The organism is Gilliamella sp. B2911, assembly GCF_026536965.1.
Taxonomy (GTDB): Bacteria; Pseudomonadota; Gammaproteobacteria; order Enterobacterales; family Orbaceae; genus Gilliamella; species Gilliamella apicola_E.
Genome location: NZ_JAFNNA010000004.1, coordinates 26,375 through 43,613 on the forward strand (window position 1 = coordinate 26,375; position 17,239 = coordinate 43,613).

General features: G+C 33.5%; 15 protein-coding genes. 5 read left to right on the forward strand and 10 right to left on the reverse strand.

Features of this window, described 5'->3' with window-relative positions:
- Window positions 1–26 precede the first annotated feature (26 nt).
- Window positions 27–755: a hydroxyacylglutathione hydrolase gene (gene gloB, locus J3U27_RS04900; protein ID WP_267342994.1), complete on the forward strand. Its 729-nt coding sequence runs from the start codon at window positions 27–29 to the stop codon at window positions 753–755.
- 42 nt (window positions 756–797) lie between these two features.
- Window positions 798–2,048, forward strand: coding sequence for a transglycosylase SLT domain-containing protein (locus tag J3U27_RS04905; RefSeq protein ID WP_081303339.1), 1,251 nt, complete (start codon window positions 798–800; stop codon window positions 2,046–2,048).
- Here J3U27_RS04905 and J3U27_RS04910 read toward each other — a convergent pair.
- From J3U27_RS04910 to rlmC, 6 genes are all read right to left on the reverse strand, one after another.
- Window positions 2,029–2,808 (reverse strand): endonuclease/exonuclease/phosphatase family protein, encoded by a 780-nt coding sequence (locus J3U27_RS04910; protein WP_065562840.1) that lies wholly within the window; start codon window positions 2,806–2,808, stop codon window positions 2,029–2,031. The genes J3U27_RS04905 and J3U27_RS04910 overlap by 20 nt on opposite strands.
- A 1-nt stretch (window position 2,809) precedes the next feature.
- Entirely contained in the window at window positions 2,810–4,372 is a 1,563-nt protein-coding gene (gene gshA / locus J3U27_RS04915) for a glutamate--cysteine ligase (protein WP_267376961.1), read from the reverse strand.
- Window positions 4,373–4,572: 200 nt separating this feature from the next.
- Window positions 4,573–5,100, reverse strand: coding sequence for a HugZ family protein (locus J3U27_RS04920; protein ID WP_267376963.1), 528 nt, complete (start codon window positions 5,098–5,100; stop codon window positions 4,573–4,575).
- A gap of 45 nt (window positions 5,101–5,145) precedes the next feature.
- Window positions 5,146–6,804, reverse strand: coding sequence for an ABC transporter ATP-binding protein/permease (locus J3U27_RS04925; RefSeq protein WP_267376965.1), 1,659 nt, complete (start codon window positions 6,802–6,804; stop codon window positions 5,146–5,148).
- An 89-nt stretch (window positions 6,805–6,893) separates the two neighbouring features.
- A complete protein-coding gene (locus J3U27_RS04930; RefSeq protein WP_267376966.1) occupies window positions 6,894–9,089 on the reverse strand; it encodes a TonB-dependent hemoglobin/transferrin/lactoferrin family receptor in 2,196 nt (731 codons plus the stop codon).
- A gap of 273 nt (window positions 9,090–9,362) precedes the next feature.
- The gene (gene rlmC, locus J3U27_RS04935; RefSeq protein WP_267376967.1) at window positions 9,363–10,505 is read right to left on the reverse strand and encodes a 23S rRNA (uracil(747)-C(5))-methyltransferase RlmC; all 1,143 of its coding nucleotides are present in this window, start codon (window positions 10,503–10,505) and stop codon (window positions 9,363–9,365) included.
- A gap of 208 nt (window positions 10,506–10,713) precedes the next feature.
- Between rlmC and map the strand changes: the two genes are divergently transcribed.
- Window positions 10,714–11,502, forward strand: coding sequence for a type I methionyl aminopeptidase (map, locus tag J3U27_RS04940; RefSeq protein WP_220226051.1), 789 nt, complete (start codon window positions 10,714–10,716; stop codon window positions 11,500–11,502).
- A gap of 169 nt (window positions 11,503–11,671) precedes the next feature.
- Here the strand turns inward: map and J3U27_RS04945 are convergent, their stop codons facing one another.
- Entirely contained in the window at window positions 11,672–12,541 is an 870-nt protein-coding gene (locus J3U27_RS04945; RefSeq protein WP_220226052.1) for a co-chaperone YbbN, read from the reverse strand.
- A 27-nt stretch (window positions 12,542–12,568) separates the two neighbouring features.
- Window positions 12,569–13,339 (reverse strand): SDR family oxidoreductase, encoded by a 771-nt coding sequence (locus J3U27_RS04950; protein WP_065562847.1) that lies wholly within the window; start codon window positions 13,337–13,339, stop codon window positions 12,569–12,571.
- A gap of 102 nt (window positions 13,340–13,441) precedes the next feature.
- On the opposite strand from J3U27_RS04950, the gene J3U27_RS04955 reads away from it, so the two are divergent.
- The gene (locus tag J3U27_RS04955; protein ID WP_267376968.1) at window positions 13,442–14,134 is read left to right on the forward strand and encodes a 5'-methylthioadenosine/adenosylhomocysteine nucleosidase; all 693 of its coding nucleotides are present in this window, start codon (window positions 13,442–13,444) and stop codon (window positions 14,132–14,134) included.
- A 39-nt stretch (window positions 14,135–14,173) separates the two neighbouring features.
- On the opposite strand, the gene rnd is transcribed toward J3U27_RS04955, so the two are convergent.
- Together rnd and J3U27_RS04965 are read right to left on the reverse strand one after the other, a co-directional pair.
- A complete protein-coding gene (gene rnd / locus J3U27_RS04960) occupies window positions 14,174–15,262 on the reverse strand; it encodes a ribonuclease D (RefSeq protein ID WP_267376969.1) in 1,089 nt (362 codons plus the stop codon).
- Between the two features lie 14 nt (window positions 15,263–15,276).
- Window positions 15,277–16,428 (reverse strand): metallophosphoesterase, encoded by a 1,152-nt coding sequence (locus tag J3U27_RS04965; protein WP_267376970.1) that lies wholly within the window; start codon window positions 16,426–16,428, stop codon window positions 15,277–15,279.
- A 32-nt stretch (window positions 16,429–16,460) separates the two neighbouring features.
- Between J3U27_RS04965 and cmoA the strand changes: the two genes are divergently transcribed.
- A complete protein-coding gene (gene cmoA, locus J3U27_RS04970) occupies window positions 16,461–17,231 on the forward strand; it encodes a carboxy-S-adenosyl-L-methionine synthase CmoA (RefSeq protein ID WP_267376972.1) in 771 nt (256 codons plus the stop codon).
- The last annotated feature ends 8 nt before the right edge of the window (window positions 17,232–17,239 follow it).

Below are 17,239 nucleotides of genomic sequence, written 5' to 3' on the forward strand. Positions count from 1 at the left end.
TAGATAACTAAGAAGGTATAATAACTATGTATCGATTACATGTTATCCCGGCCCTAAAAGATAATTATATTTGGTTGTTGGAAAACAACGATAAACAAATTGTTATTATCGACCCAGGTGAAGCTGCCCCTGTAATTAGTTATCTAAAAAAACATCACTTGTCACCCCTTGCAATTTTACTAACTCACCACCATATCGATCACACTGGCGGGGTAACAGAGCTAAAAGCATTTTATCCCGATATTGAAGTTTATGGGCCTAGTGAAATTAATTTGCAGATTAACTATCTAGATAATATAGATAAAATATCAATTGCTGATTTTCAATTTGATATTATTTCAGTACCGGGACACACATTAGGACATTTAGCTTATTATTGCCGACCATATCTATTTTGTGGTGATACCTTAATGTCTGCTGGTTGTGGTAGAATTTTTGAGGGTGATTATAAGCAAATGCTAAGCTCGCTTAATAATTTAAAGCGACTACCTGATGATACGCTTATTTGTACAGGACACGAATATACTAAAGCTAATTTGAACTTTGCACAAATGATGGTTCCACATGATAAAGTTATTCATGAATATTATAATTATATTTGCAAAAAGAAAATTACTTTGCCTTCTATTTTAACCAAAGAAAAACAGATTAACTTATTTTTACGGTGTAAAGAAAAATCTTTACAAAACAAATTCAATTGTAACAATGAGTTAGAACTGTTTGCTTTTTTTAGGAGCCAAAAGGACATTTTTTAGGTATAATAAGTCGTTTAAATTAATGTCCTAACTTATAATCTAATGAAAAAATTATTAATATTTACAGTGTTATGTGCTTTTTTAGTCGGGTGTCAAAACCAAGGGTCGCGATACACTTCTGGCTCAAAACCATACAATTCTAAATCAATAGTTAATTCTAGCGTTAAAAGTGGTGGTGTTAATTACGCTTCAGTCACGCAAAACCCTTGGCATTACATGCTAACTCAAATTAACGTAAATGTTCCGAACAACAGCCGAGTTGTCGCGGAAAGAGAACGTTTACTACGTAATCCACAGGGATTTGAAAATATTGCATTACGATCTGAACCTTATGTATATTACATCATTAATCAGTTACGAAAAAATAAGCTACCGGTTGAACTTGCTTTAATTCCATTAATTGAGAGTGCTTATGACCCTTTAGCTACCTCGCCTGCTCAAGCGGCTGGTTTATGGCAATTTGTGCCAATTACAGCTAAAGAATATGGTTTAAAACGTAGCAGTAGTTTTGATGGACGTCGTGATCTAATTGCTTCAACCAGCTCAGCTATATCTCTTTTACAAAATCTTAATAACCGCTTTAATGGCGACTGGTTATTAACATTAGCAGCATATAATGCAGGTGAAGGTCGAATTCAACGAGCGATTGATAAAAATAAAGCTAAAGGATTACCTATTGACTATTGGTCTTTAGATTTACCACAAGAAACAATGCATTATGTGCCAAAAATATTAGCTATTATCGACATTGTTAAAAACAATAAACGTTATGGAATTAAACTACCGGATTGTAATTATCAAAACTCTTTAGTTAGAATTGATATGTCTAAAAACATTTCATTGTCTAAAATAGCGCAATATACTGGATTATCACTAAATGATTTAATGACATACAATGCCGGTTATGTGCAACAAACTGTAAATGGCCCTTTTCATCTATTAGTTCCTTATTCTCATGCAAATAAACTATTCAAAAAGTTGAAAAATGAGAATTTAGTTACTAGTCAAGTAACTGAGCTTTTAGAAGATGTGCCACATAACAATATGCCGTTTGAAATTAAATCAACGACAATTCAATACAGTACAGTAAATGCTAAAGATGCTAAATCTATTTTAAGTAATGGCAAAAAACAGATTACTTACCAAGTTAAAGCTGGTGATAATCTTTATTCCATTGCGAGGAATTACCGAGTGAAAATCACCGATCTTTTACAATGGAATAAATTAAAAAATGGACGAGTAAAAGAAGGTGATGTATTAACAATTAATTTAGTCAATTCGAATTCATTTTAAAATTAACTAATAATGGATTATGATCTGATGCGGCTGTACTAATTATCTTAGCCGCATCAAGCTTCAAACCTCGATAAAAAATGAAATCCAATGGCCTGCCTAAAAACGTTTTCCGAATATCAATAGCAAAATTGACCGGTTTAAGATTTATTGATCGAGTCAAATGATAGAGTAAATTCAGTCGTTGCCGACTCCATGCATTAAAATCACCTGCCAAAATCACTGGTCCATCATGTTGCTTAATATAATTTAATAACATATACATCTGTTGACGATATATCTTTACGCCAATACTAAAATTGATGGCATGAATATTGGCAACTAACAGCTGTTTAGTAGAATTTTTAATTGGATAAACAGTAATTAGAGCTGATTTGGGTACCCGAATAAATGGCTCTTTTTCTCTAAACGATAATATTTTAGTCGGTGCTGAATCAGTTATAGTCATAACTCCAGCAAAAATATCATTAAAGCAGTAAGCTGGTACGTGATCGGCAACTTTGTTATTCGCAGATATAAAATTCAATAATTGTGGTGTTGTTTGGGCTTCTTGTAATAGCATTAACTTGGATTGGCTAGCATATTGCTCAAGAATTTTAATACAATCAGCCCTTTTCTGTTTAAAAATATTCCAAACCAAAACCGAGAATGATGATTGATCAATTAGTGGTTCATCATTGACTATCTTATGGTTTGGTAATATCAGTTCAACACTACTATTTCCTTGATATCGTAGTGTATAGTCTCGATGTTTAAACATTTTAACCGTTCATTTTTTCTTTTAAATAATCATCAAATGACAAAGTATCATTCTGTTCTTTCTTTTGTTGCTTTTCAATTGACATAGTTCTTTGCTGAACAAAATCACCATCAGTCAATAATTGCAAAGGTTCTGAACTAAGCTGATTTTTATATTGAGTTGCTAAAACTAAGCCAAATTTAGCAGTACCTAAATCGCTGATAGCCTCAAGCGTTCTTGCTGAAAGTGTTAATTCAGGCTGGTCAAACATCAGATCAAGCCGTTCGCAAACTTTACGATAATGTTGTTTATCATCTTGATGATCCAATACATCAGCAACACGGAGCAAATCTTTAAATAATTCGTGGCCGACTTTCGATAATGGCTCGCGATAACTATCACAGCCGATACCAATTTCAAGACCAGGTCTACGCCCTTCCATAATAACCCGATTCCAATTTAATTTTGTACACTCAAGTTCGGCACTACTCATTTCAGGCGCTGGCGCTAACGCACACCATATCAAAAATAGATCAATAAAGCGGATCTGTTCCTCAGTAATACCTATTGGTGAAAATGGATTAACATCAAGCGCACGTACTTCAATATACTCTATTCCACCACGTAATAAGGCATCTGAAGGTAACTCCCCTGCTCTAGGAACTCGTTTAGGACGAATTGGTGCATAAAATTCATTTTCAATTTGTAAAACATTATCATTTAGTTGTCGATAATGACCATTAACTTTAATGCCTAATTTACTGAACTCATCTGATTTGACATGGGTAGCACGTTTTAATCCTTCAACATAGGTATCTAGATGATTAAAGGTAATACCTAATTGTTTCTGGGCATTGTTTGTGTAACCAATATCGCTTAATCTTAATGAAGTTGCATAAGGCAAAAAGCAGTTACCATTGGTTTGTTCTATAAATGCTTTAGCTTTTTGCTTATCTTGAATAAATGAAGAGCACATAGAAGGCGATGCACCAAACAGGTAAGGAATCACCCAACCAAATCGATAATAATTACGTATTAAAGTAAAATAACCTTCAGAAATAACCGCTTTTCCTTCTTCGGCGTTTTTCACCCCAAATCGGGCTTGCCAAAATGCCATAGGCAAAGAGAAGTTATAATGCACGCCGGATATGGTTTGCATCATTGCGCCATAACGATTCTTCAATCCTTCTCGATAAACCGTTTTAAAACGCCCTTCATTTGAGGAGCCATATTGCGCCAAAATAATATCGTCTTCATTTGCCACAAAACAAGGCATACTTAATGGCCACATCATCTCATCGCCGATACTGACAGTAGCATAACGATGTAAATCACGCAAAAACGTGAGCATATAATCAATATTCGTATTAACCGGCGTGATAAATTCAAGCATCGACTCAGCAAAATCGGTTGTTATCCAAGGATGAGTTAATGCTGAACCAATTTTATTAGGAAAAGGTGTTTTTGCTAAAGAGCCGTCTGGTAAAATTCTGAGCGTTTCACGTTCAACACCCCGTTGAATGCCTTGTAAAATTGTATAGTGTTTTTCCAACCAATTGAGTGCTTTAGAAACATCAGGAATCATAATTTTATATTTCCTAAATTCAGTTTAAATTGGCTTAATTTTAGCATAGTTTAATGGTTTATATAGGCTGTTTTGTGACTATTAAAAAGAAAATAGAAATCTATCAATATACAAAATAATATAAACTAATAGAATGTCACAAATAAGAAACCATTATCTACTAGATAGATAATGGTTAGTAACTTTGCTAATGAATCAGCTTATTTATTGGCTTGTTCAATTTTTTGATTAGCGACATAATCCTCATCGACCGGTGTGATAAGATTATTCTGATGATCAACAATATAGGTTTTTCCAAAACCTAAAACTAATCTACCGACTGTTGGTGTGATTTTAAACAAATTGAAATCTTTCATTTCCGCTAACATATACACCATTTTACTTACCCTTTTAGCAAGTTGGTCAATGATGTTATCAAAAAGCTCAGATTCTCTTTCAACAATGCTTGTTGTTGCACGGAACGATAGTCGTCTACGAGCATAGATATTCTTGGTATTGCATTCATCATCCATAATTAAAAAAGAGAGATTTGCATTATCTTTCATATTTTGACTATGAGGGGCGAGATCTGATATTAAAACGTAATAATCTTTTCCATCAAAAAAATAAGGTGAATAACTCGTATCTACTTCACCATTTTTAGTCATTGTTGATAATATAATTGTGCGAATTGTTTCATGTAAATTTTCTATTGTACTTTCAACAACATCATTTTTGGACTCAGCCATAATTACTCCTTGTTTGTCTATTCAGTTAACTTATTAACTTCATTGTTATAAATTCAATTGGATGCATTTATCAAAATAGTTCGAAATATCAGTATGAGAAATTATAATAAAACTACTTGTCGGTAGGTTTGTCTTTAACAATTTCAGCAATTGTTTTTCTGACTGCTTATCTAACGCATTGGTTGTTTCATCCATAAAAATCCAATCAGGTTTATGCATTAAAATTCTTGCGATCATTAGTCGTTGCTTTTCACCACCGGAAAGTGTTTTTAAATTATCACTGAGTAAATTTCTATCGATAAATTCTGTAGAAAAACCAACTTTTAATAGAAGTTGCTTAATCAAACTTAAATCTTTTTCAAACAAAGGTTGCGGATAGCTTATTGCATGAGCTAATCCCCCAACCGGAAAATAGGCATTTTGCGATAAAAATAATGTCTTTAATTTTGGCACTTTAATCATCCCCTCAAAATTGGGATAAAGGCCAGAAATTACTTTGAAAAATGTTGATTTACCTATACCCGATGCACCGGATATAACAACCGAATCGCCTTTATTAAGATAAAGATTGGGTAGTGTTAATAAAACAGTGCCATCCGGTTTTTTTATAGTTAAATCTTCAATCGAAAATGCATCTTGATTAATCTTTAATTGGATAGCTGATTGATATTGATGAGCAGCTTGATTAGCTTTTTCAAAAAACTGGGTTAAACGATAACTACATGCAATAAGTTCGGCAAGTTTAGTATAATTGAAAATAAACCAAGACAAGTTAGTCACAACATTACTAAATGATTTACTAATTTGCATTAAAGAACCTAAGCTAACTTTACCAATTAAATAGATAGGCAAAGAAAAGAAAATAGGCACACTTAACACCGTTAAATAATAAGGCCGTGTAAAACAGCCTAAAATAAGTTGACGTTTGATTAATAAATACCAATTTTTGATAATATGATTGAAATGCTGTTCAAATTGTTGTTTCTCCACTTTTTCACCATTCGCTAACGCGATTGCCTCTTTCGATTCACGAAATCGAGTTAAGACAAAGCGATAATTTGCCTCTAAGTGTTGTTGTTCTATTAACACGTTTTTTAAGGGGCGCCCCAGCATGTGGGCAATACAAGAAGTGAATAATACATAGATAGGTGCTAGCCAAATTAAATAATGAGAAATACTTATATCAATATTGAATAGACTAAAATTCAAAACAAAATTATCGGTAATTTTCCATAGAAGCATAAAATAGGAAAACAGGCCTATACATTGAGTAATCAGCGAAAAGCCTTCATTTGTTAATCGCTCAATAAATAGCAGACAGTCTTCGGAAATACGCTGATCAGGATTATCAATTTGGTCTTGATTTAAATACCAATATGCCTTGTTATTCAGCCATTTATCAAGTATCGAATCATTTAAAACCTTGCGCCATGTAATCACTAAGGTTTTTCTTAAAAATTCAATTATTAAGTAAGTTATTGCCCCCGAAATAGTTAATAACACAAAAACGATTAATTGGGTAATAACGCCTTGCATGTCATATTTTTCTAATGCATTAAAAAAGTTTTTATTCCAATTAATCATTTCAAGACTAATTTTAATTAAAACAATATTTAAACAAATAATAATTAAAGCATAACAGTAACCATATTTACCTTGTCTTGTTTTGAAGCAAAGCTTCATAAGCAAGATTATATTTTTCAATGTTTGCACAACTTATACTCTCAAAACTGCCTTTTTCTAAATCAACTCCTGCCAATTATCAATTTGACAGAAGTATTTAACTTTAATGATTAAAAATTAATAACCGCACTAACTGCAAAAGTTCTTCCCGGTGCGGTTTGAAGCTCGATAGGATTCGTTACTTTTACATTATTTTGTGGATTTTTATAATAACTACTAAACATCGGCCATTTAAAATAACGGCGGTCAAATATATTTAACACCGATCCCCGAATAGTAATATTTTTGCTAGGGTGCCAATTTAAATAGGCATCATAGACTGCATAACCGCTTGGCTTAAATATTTCATCTGATGAGGATTTATCCCTAGAAACGTGAGATACCGCTTTGGAAAAAGTGCCGACGACTTCAGTATCAAAATTAAAATCGGGAACATTCCATTTCAAACCGATATTACCTTGCAGAGGCATGGCTTCATTAAAATAAGTTTTTTTATCACCGGGGGAATCTTGTTTTTTTCCATATTGATATGAGCTTGAAGCATTCAAAGTCCAATTTGGAGCAAAATGCCACTCGCCCGATGTTTCAATGCCCCATAGATTAACATTGGATAAATTTTTGTAGGTATAATCCTTCGGTCCAACCCGAATGAAATTCTTGATATAGTTGCTATAATCAGCTTTGAATAAGCCTACACTAAACCAACCTTCTGAAAAATCGCCTCTGATGCCGGTCTCATAAGATTTCACTTTTTCTGGTTTTAGTTTAGGGTTAGGAATCAGATTCATCGTTACCGAAGGCAATGAGGTATAAAGCTGTTGAGCCGTTGGCATTTTGAATCCTTCAGCATAACGGGCATAAACAGAGTATTGATCAGTGATGTTATATAATATGCCTAACTGCGGAATGAGGCGATGTGAACTCAAATCACGAGGTTCTTTGCCTTTAACCACCGCATAATGGCTATCCGTATTGGGTTTAATTTTATACGTTGCATATCGTAAACCCGGTTTAATTTTTAAATTTTCTGATATAAAGTGAAATTCATCTTGAAGATAAATATCTGCACGCTGCGTTTTAGCGTTAGCAAAATTAAATCCGCCACCTATGGTATTTACGCCATTTTTTGTGTTCTCATTACGATAATTGCTACGGGTAATATCCCCTTGAAAACCATAAATTAAATCATGCGTTGTATTGAAAAAATCAACGTTTGAATTTAACTGAAGATCCAACTGCCAAAACTTTTCTTTATAATCATTCGTGGTATAAGTATAAATCGGTGTTTGTCTTCGATCTTTTTGTTGACGATGCGATTTTAAATAACGTTCTTGCGGCGAGTAAGAGAACATGGTCTTGATTTGATCGATAAAGCTTATTTCGGGAGTCCAACTATCATCAATCGCAAACCTTTTACGAGTTTGAATTTGTGTTCTTCGATAATCCCCGTTGAATGTTCCATTGGTTTGTAATCCATAATCATACATTTGTTTTACATACGAATTAGAACGGAAATTCTCAAATGCTAACTTTGTTTCTCGAGTATCATTATGATAAACCAATTTGGTTAACATATTTTCAGCTTTAGCATCCAACGGATTTAATTTATTACATTTAATAGCATCTGCGCCACGTGGACAGCCCCAAATACCGCCATTTGCTTTAGCTTTAGTTAACTTGGTTTCTTGGTAATCTCTTCGACTAAAACTGATCAATCCTTCTAAGTTAGGCATCAATTCAAGCGCTAACATACTCGTTTTGGTATTTTGTTTATTTAAACTATCATAACCGCCACTTACTCGAACAGCATAAGACTTACCTTTAAGTAAATCACTCGGATCTATGGTTTTAAACGCAACTACCCCACCAACAGCATCTGCCCCCCATAATACCGAGCCAGGTCCACGAATGACTTCAACAGCTTTTATATTTGCTAAATCAATAAAATTTCTATTGCCGTCTTGGATACTTTCAATCACTCTTGAACCGTCAACTTGCATTTGAATACGATTACCCGCCATACCACGTATTCTAATACTGCCTAAATTACCAAAAGGGTCGGTCCCTGAAGTTTGCCGATTAACTGATATTCCCGGTAAATATCTAACTAAATCTTCCATTGTTGACATTTGATGATCATCTATATTCTTTCTAGAGATGACATCAACAGTTTCTGGAATAGCTAATTTGGCTCTTTTTTGTCTACTAGCCGTAACCGTCATAGTTTCCAATTCATCATCAGCAGCAAATACTGAGAAGGAGATTGAAGCAGTCAAAACGGTTAAAAAGATTTTATTTATTTTCATTTTTCACCACAAAGTTATATTAATAAACTGCTCAAATTAATTCCCAATATTTGATAATTATCATTTTTTACTAATTAATCTAGCAAAAATAAAAAATATGATCAATGAGAATAATTATCATTTATATTAGATAATGATTATCATTAGCTTTAATGCGAGAGGCTAAATATTAAAATGAGTGGTTAATATCAATGAGGTTGAATAGAGAAGCAAATCTAGACCAATAGTTATTAATATAAATATTAGTCATTAATAGCCTAAATCAGTAAATAACTATTTGTATTTTTCTAACAAAACCAAAACTTCCATGTGTGAAGTGTGCGGAAACATGTCGAACGATTGAGCTTTAGTCATTTGATAATCGCTTAAAAGCTGCAAATCTTCTGCCATAGATGCTAAGTTACAACTTGAATATAATATATATTTCGGTTTTATATTATCTAAGTATTGAATGAGTGATTTACCAGCCCCGCGCCTTGGAGGATTAAGTAAGACTAAATCAGGGATACCTTTTTCATTGTTTACATATTTAGTGGCATCTAACGATTTAAAATCGAGTTTATCATAACCAAGTTTTTCAGCGGATTTTGTTGCGCACTCAATGGCATCAGAACTAATTTCAATGCCAGTCAATTGGATCTTTTCATTATTAGAATGACCGATACAATGCAAACCAAAACCACCTACTCCACAAAATAGATCCCATATTGAGTTAACATTTAAGTTTGCCACCCAATCACTAGCCGTTTGATAAAGTTTTTCTGCAATGTAACTATTTGTTTGAAAGAAACTTTTAGATTTAATATATAAAGGTATCTGATTGAATTGGAACGCTAAAAAAGGGTTATCGGTTAAAATCAGTTCTTCTTCCCCCTCTAATATCGCTGCATGGTTAGGTTGGATGTTGATAGTAACAACTTCTAAGTTATTTATTTGCAAGTTGTGGTAACTATTTTTAATTTTTTCTACAAATTTATGTGATTTCAATACAAATCGCAGCATAAAATGGCTGTTATTATTAATAATGCTTTCTGTGATGATAACGAATTTTAACTCCCCTTTTCGCTTGTTGATATTATAGGGAACTAATCCTTGCTTACGAATATAAGTACGAACCAATTTTAGAATATTTTGCATGTTCGAGCTATAAAGCGGGCAATCGCACAAATCAATCGCATCATTACCGTTTTGAATGCCTAAAATTGGTTTTTCAACCGTACCCAGCACTGCCATTTTAGCTTTATTACGAAACCCTGATTCAGGACTCGCATACGGATCGTTAACTTGTTTCGGATTAAAATCAGCTAATTTCTCCAACAAATGAATGTGTTTCTCGGTTAATTGAGAATGATATGGTTGATTAATTTTATGACAAGACAAACATTTTTTTTCTTGATAATAGCTACATTGCATCATATTGAAACCTTTTTTTATAATGTTTTATTATATAATTAAACGGTTTCAAGCTGTATTAGTTTTCATTTTTTATACACAAAAACCCCGTTCCTCAACTTTTTTTTCGTAAAATTTAAACTTTTAATCAAGAGGAATTATCCACCGCTATGCTTTAAAGAAACAACGGTATATGATAGGATATTGCCATTAAAATTACAGGAACACGTTAATGTCTATTAAGTTAAAAACTCCCGCCGAAATTGAAAAAATGCGTATTGCAGGCAAATTAGCTGCTGAAGTTTTAGAGATGATCGAGCCGTATGTTAAACCAGGAATTACTACTGGTGAACTCGATAAAATTTGTTATGAACATATTGTAAATGTACAAAAAGCTATTCCTGCCAATATTGGTTATCATGGATTTAAACATACAAGTTGTATATCCATTAACGACGTGGTGTGTCATGGTATTCCAAGTTTTGATAAAAAATTAAAAGATGGTGATATTCTTAATATAGATGTAACTGTGATCAAAGATGGTTATCATGGGGATACTTCAAAAATGTACATTGCAGGTAAACCCACTGTTGCTGGCGAAAAACTTTGCCAAGTTACACAAGAGAGCTTATACGAAGCGATTAAAATCATAAAACCAGGAATTCGATTGAGAGAAATCGGTAAAGCTATTCAAAAATATGTTGATAAATTTGGATTCTCTTCAGTTCGTGAATATTGTGGTCATGGTATTGGTGAGGTATATCATGATGAACCTCAAGTATTACATTATGATGCTGATGATGGTGGCGTAATTTTAAAACCTGGTATGACTTTTACGATTGAACCGATGGTGAATACTGGCGATTGGCGTACACGCACAATGAAAGATGGTTGGACCGTTAAAACTAAAGACCATGGACTTTCAGCTCAATATGAGCACACTATTTTAGTAACCGATAACGGGGTTGAGGTTTTAACCCTTCGTAGTAACGAAAACTTTCCTCGTATTATCGAACATTAAATAAAAAAAGAGATTCAACAAAACTGTTGAATCTCTTCATTTCATCCTTCTAATCTATCAACTTTCTTTTGATATCTTTTAACTTTCCAAAGTTTCGATAGAAGCTCATAAAATTTTTTAGGAATTAATGCCAAGCTTTTACCATCGCCAGAATTCAATTAAGTATTTCTTAATATAGCAGCGTATAAAGCTTACGACGATAACTACTAGCTAAAGCGTTATTAGTACCCAATGCAGCTAACAGATCAAGTAATGTTTTCTTAACTTGACCATCTCCCGCATTTAGATCTTTTGTTAACGGTTTGAATAGTAGCTCTAAAGCCTCTTCGTGTCGCCCTACTTGCATCAATTGTGATGAAAGTTGGATCATTAATTCAATATTGTCAGGCTGTTTTGCCAATTCAGCTTGCAACTGCTGTAATTCTGGTGAATTTGCCGCTTGTTCAAGTAACTCAATCTCAGCTTGTAATCCATGAAAAGCGGAATCTTGGTCTTGTAGCGGAATTGTTGCTAAAACTTCTTTAGCATCGTTAAGTTGCTTTTGTTCAATTTGCGCTTTAGCTAACATTAATGCGATATCTGATCTTGGTTTGCCTAAGTGATCAGTTAGCGTCGTCCATGCTTGTTTTAATAAAGGTAAAGCTTGGTCATATAACCCTTCATTAAATAATTTTTGAGCTTCAACAAGTTTTAATTCATCTTCATTAGGTAAGATTTTGGCTAAAAATGCTTTAATTTGATCTTCACTTTGTGGACCTTGAAAACCATCAACTGGCTGCCCATTTTGGAACATATAAACTGTTGGAATCGCTCTTAAACCAAATTGTGCTGCAAGCATTTGTTGCTCATCACAATTTACGCTGGCTAAAATAAATTGTCCTTGATGCTCTGTCGCTAATTTTGTTAGCGTGTTTGTCATCTCTTGATGATTTGGACTTCTTGGTGACCAAAAGTAGAATAACACAGGAGTATTTGTCGATTTTTCGACAATTTCTTGAATATTCTGTTCGTTAACATCAAAAATAAATTGATTTGACATAATTTATCCTATGAATAATTTAATTTATTACTTATTTTCTAAAATTTTATCCATTAATCTGTCGGGAAGCAAACGTTTAGCTATCGCTGCTAACTTCGTTACTTTAGTTACCCTGTAACGTATTTTTGGCTTATCGTGCTCCAATGCATGATAAAGATAGGGTAAAACAGCTTCGGGAGCTAAGGTAAAACGTCTAGCAATTGGTGGATTTTTTACAATATTCTCTTTTTCGGTTTGATTCACATTATTTGAAAAATAGGTTTTTAATGGACCAGGTTCGATTAAACAAACCTTTATATTCGTTTTAGCTAATTCTAACCTTAATACATCAGACCATGCTTCTAAGGCGTATTTACTGGCTGAATAAGCTCCTCTCCCTGGGGTTGCAACAATTCCAACAATAGAGCTTGTTTGAATGATTCTTCCTTCATTTTGCTCAAGCATAGCCGGTAGTAATAATTGTGTTAATTGATGAACACCAAAAAAATTTGTTGAAAACTGTGACTCTAACTGCGCTCGACTGATGGTGTTTAATCGACCATATACCCCAAATCCGGCATTATTAAATAAAGCATATAATTTACCTTCACTTAAAGTTAAAACTTCCTGTGCAGCTTGAGTAACAGAGTCTGGATCATCCAAATCTAAAAGAACGGTTTCAAAACCTTGCTCGACTAATTTTTTTTGGTCTTCAACTTTACGGCAAGAAGCAATAACACGATAACCTCGCTTTTTTAATGCTATTGCTGAAATCAAGCCAATACCGCTTGAGCAACCTGTTATAAAAATTGTACGCAAATTTTATCTCCGTTATGATTCATTTATTGTCAAGTTCACTTATGGCAATTATGATAGCACATTTAAAACAAATATACGGCTAATAAACACCTAGAGGTCCTTATGAAAATTGCTATTATCGCAGCAATGGAAGAAGAAGTTGCAATACTAAAAAGTCAAATTACTGATTATCAATTAGAACATCATTTAGGATGTGATTTTCACATTGGCAAAATTGCTAATTGCGACATCGTATTATTACAATCAGGTATCGGTAAAGTAGCTGCGGCATCCGGAACTACCCTGCTTTTAAATAATTACCAAGTTGATGCGGTAATTAACACTGGCTCAGCTGGTGGGCTTTCAACTAAGCTCAGTATCGGTGATATTATTGTATCAAAAGATGTTTTTTATCATGATGTGGATCTAACTGCTTTTGGATATAAGCAGGGCCAAATGTCTGGTTGCCCTGTTTCGTTTCCTGCTGATGAAAACTATCGATCATTAGCCGAAGCTTGTATCAAAAAACAGGGTGTCAATGCCGTGGCTGGTTCAATCGGTAGTGGAGACGCTTTTATTAATGGAAAAAGTAATCTAGAACGAATTAAGCAAACTTATCCTGACGCAATTGCCGTTGAAATGGAAGCTGCTGCGATCGGCCATGTTTGTTGGTTATTTAAAGTTCCTTTTGTAGTGGTTAGAGCGATTTCAGACAATGGAGATAATGAATCAGCAATTGATTTTCAATCCTTTTTAAAGTTAGCCGCAGCTCAATCATCTAAAATTGTTGAATCGATGCTAAGTGAACTTGCTTAAATAAAGTGGTGTCAATTTCATTTGACACCTAGATATTGATCAATTTAATAAGCCATATTGTTCAAATAGTGGTTTTCTCCACCCAGATAATATTTCAGGCATACTTTCGTTTTTATCTATTTTCCATTTTATATATTGATTGATTAACCGTTTTGATATAATTAATTCACGGCTAAGTCCAGTCTGTGATGAAATATTTTCAGTGATTTGCTTTAATAAATCAGAAGTTTCTTTGTAATTTGGATAACTATTCATTCGTTTAATTGGTGGAATATTCGGTATAGGTTCCTGCAATATTTCCAAAATGGTTGGACCATATAGCCGAACTTCTTTCCCTTTCATTCCTAATTTATCAAGTTCAGCTAACGACGAAGGTTGGAAACGGGCAATCTTAAATAAAACAGCTTCATGTATAACAAAATTTAATGCAATATTTTCAGATTTGGCTAATTGGTATCGCCATAATGCTAACTTAGCCAATTGTCCTAAGCTGTCACCTTTTAATTGCCAGCTATTTCCGATATTTAGGTAAGCATCTTTAGGATCAAACGGCTTGCATTTACGGGCAATCGCACTTTGACATTCTTGATAAGCTGCATCTAAATAATGATTAGTTGTGAGTTTAGCTTTTAGAATTTCCATTAATTGGAAGAGATATAACACATCATTAATCGCATATTCACATTGTTTTTCAGTCAAAGGACGTTTTAACCAATCTGTTCGAGTTTCGCTTTTATCTAATTCAATGCCAAGGTATTTGTTAACTAAACTAGCATAGCCACTGCTAACAGGATTATCTAAGAATGATGCCAAAATTTGGCTATCTATAATTGGAGTGGGTACACAGTTAAATGTAGAAAGAAACACATCAATATCCTCACTACAAGAGTGAAAATATTTTTCAATTGTGGGATTGGCTAAAATAGCTAAAAAATCCTGCCAATTGTTGATATTAACTGGATCAATTAATGCTTCATGTTTACCATCAAAAACCTGAATAAGTCCTAATTGAGGATAAAATGTTCGCGTGCGAACAAATTCCGTATCTAATGCGATTGCATTGCTGTTCGCAATTTTTAAACAATAACTAGATAATTCTTCATCAGTAGTAATATATTGATAACTCAAAATATGAATCCTATTTAAGAGGTCGATTTTTTTGCAAATGATACATCTATTACAACAATTTCAGAACGGGTCATTAATCGTATTGGCGGCCCGCCAAACCCATAACCACTACTCACGATACTGGTAAAATGATGATTAGTATCTTGATAAATTCCCTTAGCATTTTTATACATCATGGCGACTAAAATATTAACCGGGAAAATTTGCCCACCATGTGTATGTCCAGATAGCATCAAATCTACATTTTGTTCAGCGGCTTCATCAATATTTCTTGGTTGATGATCTAACAAGATTATAGGTTTCTCGGTATCAGTAAACAGGATTAAATCAGATAATGAAGCACGCTTAATATCATACCGAGATGAAGAAAAATCATCCCGCCCTATCAATGTTATACCAACTTCATCAAGATAGACTATGTCATCTTTTAAGACTTTCAAATTTGCTTTTTTGAAGGCATTAATAATATCATCTTCACGATTATTAGCGTCATTAATTCCTAAATATTCATGATTACCAAAAATAATATAGCTACCATATTTGGGTTTTAATTGTTGAAACTGCTTATCAAAGCCATCTTCTAAAAAAGGCTTTAAACTTTTATCCAGTGTATCCCCCGTTATCACAATAAAATCAGGTTCCAAAGCGTTTACCTTTTCGACCATTTCTCGAACCATTTTGGTAGACGTATGTTCATTGATATGAATATCTGAAAGTTGAACAATTCTTAAATGCTCAACATGGGCAGGTTTATTAATTTCAACTTTATAATGGACAATTTGAGGATTTATCGCCATTTCATGCCCAAAACAAAACAGCGCTGCAACAGCAATAATAAAGCTAACCTTAATCCATAGATTGGGTTTTAATCTTTTTTTACTAAACCAATAAGTGATATCAAAAATAGTAGCTATAAAAACGCTACAAATCATCAATCCAGAAATGGAGATTAAAGAAAGATGTATATATGAAGGTATAAAACCATCTAATAATCTAGCAAAAATTAATGATAATCCGGCAAAACAGACAGTGACCCAATAAATAATTCGAAAGTAACCTGTTAAATTCAAATTAAACCAAAACTGCCAACGTTTACCAAAATAGAATGTAACAAACACACTAATAACAATCGTTGCAAAAATGGCTATAAAATCAACAAATGTCATAATTATCCGAACAATCGAAAGCAAAAAATGGTATGATAACAGAATTAGATCCTATAGCACCAATAACTTTTATGAATAGCAAAAAAGATCAGTTATTTTCAACACCAATTGATAAATTAGGCGATTGGACTTTTGATGAAAAAGTTGCCGAAGTCTTTCCCGATATGGTGCAACGCTCTGTTCCTGGTTATTCGAATATAATCTCAATGATAGGCATGTTGGCTGAAAGATTTGTTCAACCCAATTCAATGATATATGATTTGGGATGCTCGCTAGGCGCTGCATCACTTGCAATTCGTCGGAATATCAAACAAGAAAATTGCCATATCATTGCCGTTGATAATTCATTACCAATGGTAGAACGATGTAAAAAACACCTTGATGCCTATAAATCAATTACACCTGTTGATGTTATATGTGAAGATATTTGCAATATTAATATGCAAAATGCTTCAATGGTTGTCCTAAATTTTACCTTGCAATTTCTAACGCCAGACAATCGTCAACGTGTTTTAAATAATATCTACCAAGCATTAATCCCTAATGGCATATTAGTGCTATCTGAAAAATTTAGTTTTAATGATAAGAGTGTTGATGAATTATTATTTAACATGCACCATGACTTCAAACGAGCGAATGGTTACAGTGAACTAGAGATTAGCCAAAAACGGAATATGCTTGAAAACGTTATGCTTACCGATACTATTGAAACCCATAAACAGCGTCTTGCTAAAGCAGGATTTAAACATGTCGATACCTGGTTTCAATGTTTTAATTTCGGTTCCATCATTGCTATAAAATAACATCAGAT

Coding starts and splice junctions, on each gene's coding strand:
- gloB (WP_267342994.1), top strand. CDS start 27: ATGTATCGATTACATGTTATCCCGGCCCTAAAAGATAATTATATTTGG.
- J3U27_RS04905 (WP_081303339.1), top strand. CDS start 798: ATGAAAAAATTATTAATATTTACAGTGTTATGTGCTTTTTTAGTCGGG.
- J3U27_RS04910 (WP_065562840.1), bottom strand. CDS start 2,808: ATGTTTAAACATCGAGACTATACACTACGATATCAAGGAAATAGTAGT.
- gshA (WP_267376961.1), bottom strand. CDS start 4,372: ATGATTCCTGATGTTTCTAAAGCACTCAATTGGTTGGAAAAACACTAT.
- J3U27_RS04920 (WP_267376963.1), bottom strand. CDS start 5,100: ATGGCTGAGTCCAAAAATGATGTTGTTGAAAGTACAATAGAAAATTTA.
- J3U27_RS04930 (WP_267376966.1), bottom strand. CDS start 9,089: ATGAAAATAAATAAAATCTTTTTAACCGTTTTGACTGCTTCAATCTCC.
- rlmC (WP_267376967.1), bottom strand. CDS start 10,505: ATGATGCAATGTAGCTATTATCAAGAAAAAAAATGTTTGTCTTGTCAT.
- map (WP_220226051.1), top strand. CDS start 10,714: ATGTCTATTAAGTTAAAAACTCCCGCCGAAATTGAAAAAATGCGTATT.
- J3U27_RS04945 (WP_220226052.1), bottom strand. CDS start 12,541: ATGTCAAATCAATTTATTTTTGATGTTAACGAACAGAATATTCAAGAA.
- J3U27_RS04955 (WP_267376968.1), top strand. CDS start 13,442: ATGAAAATTGCTATTATCGCAGCAATGGAAGAAGAAGTTGCAATACTA.
- J3U27_RS04965 (WP_267376970.1), bottom strand. CDS start 16,428: ATGACATTTGTTGATTTTATAGCCATTTTTGCAACGATTGTTATTAGT.
- cmoA (WP_267376972.1), top strand. CDS start 16,461: ATGATAACAGAATTAGATCCTATAGCACCAATAACTTTTATGAATAGC.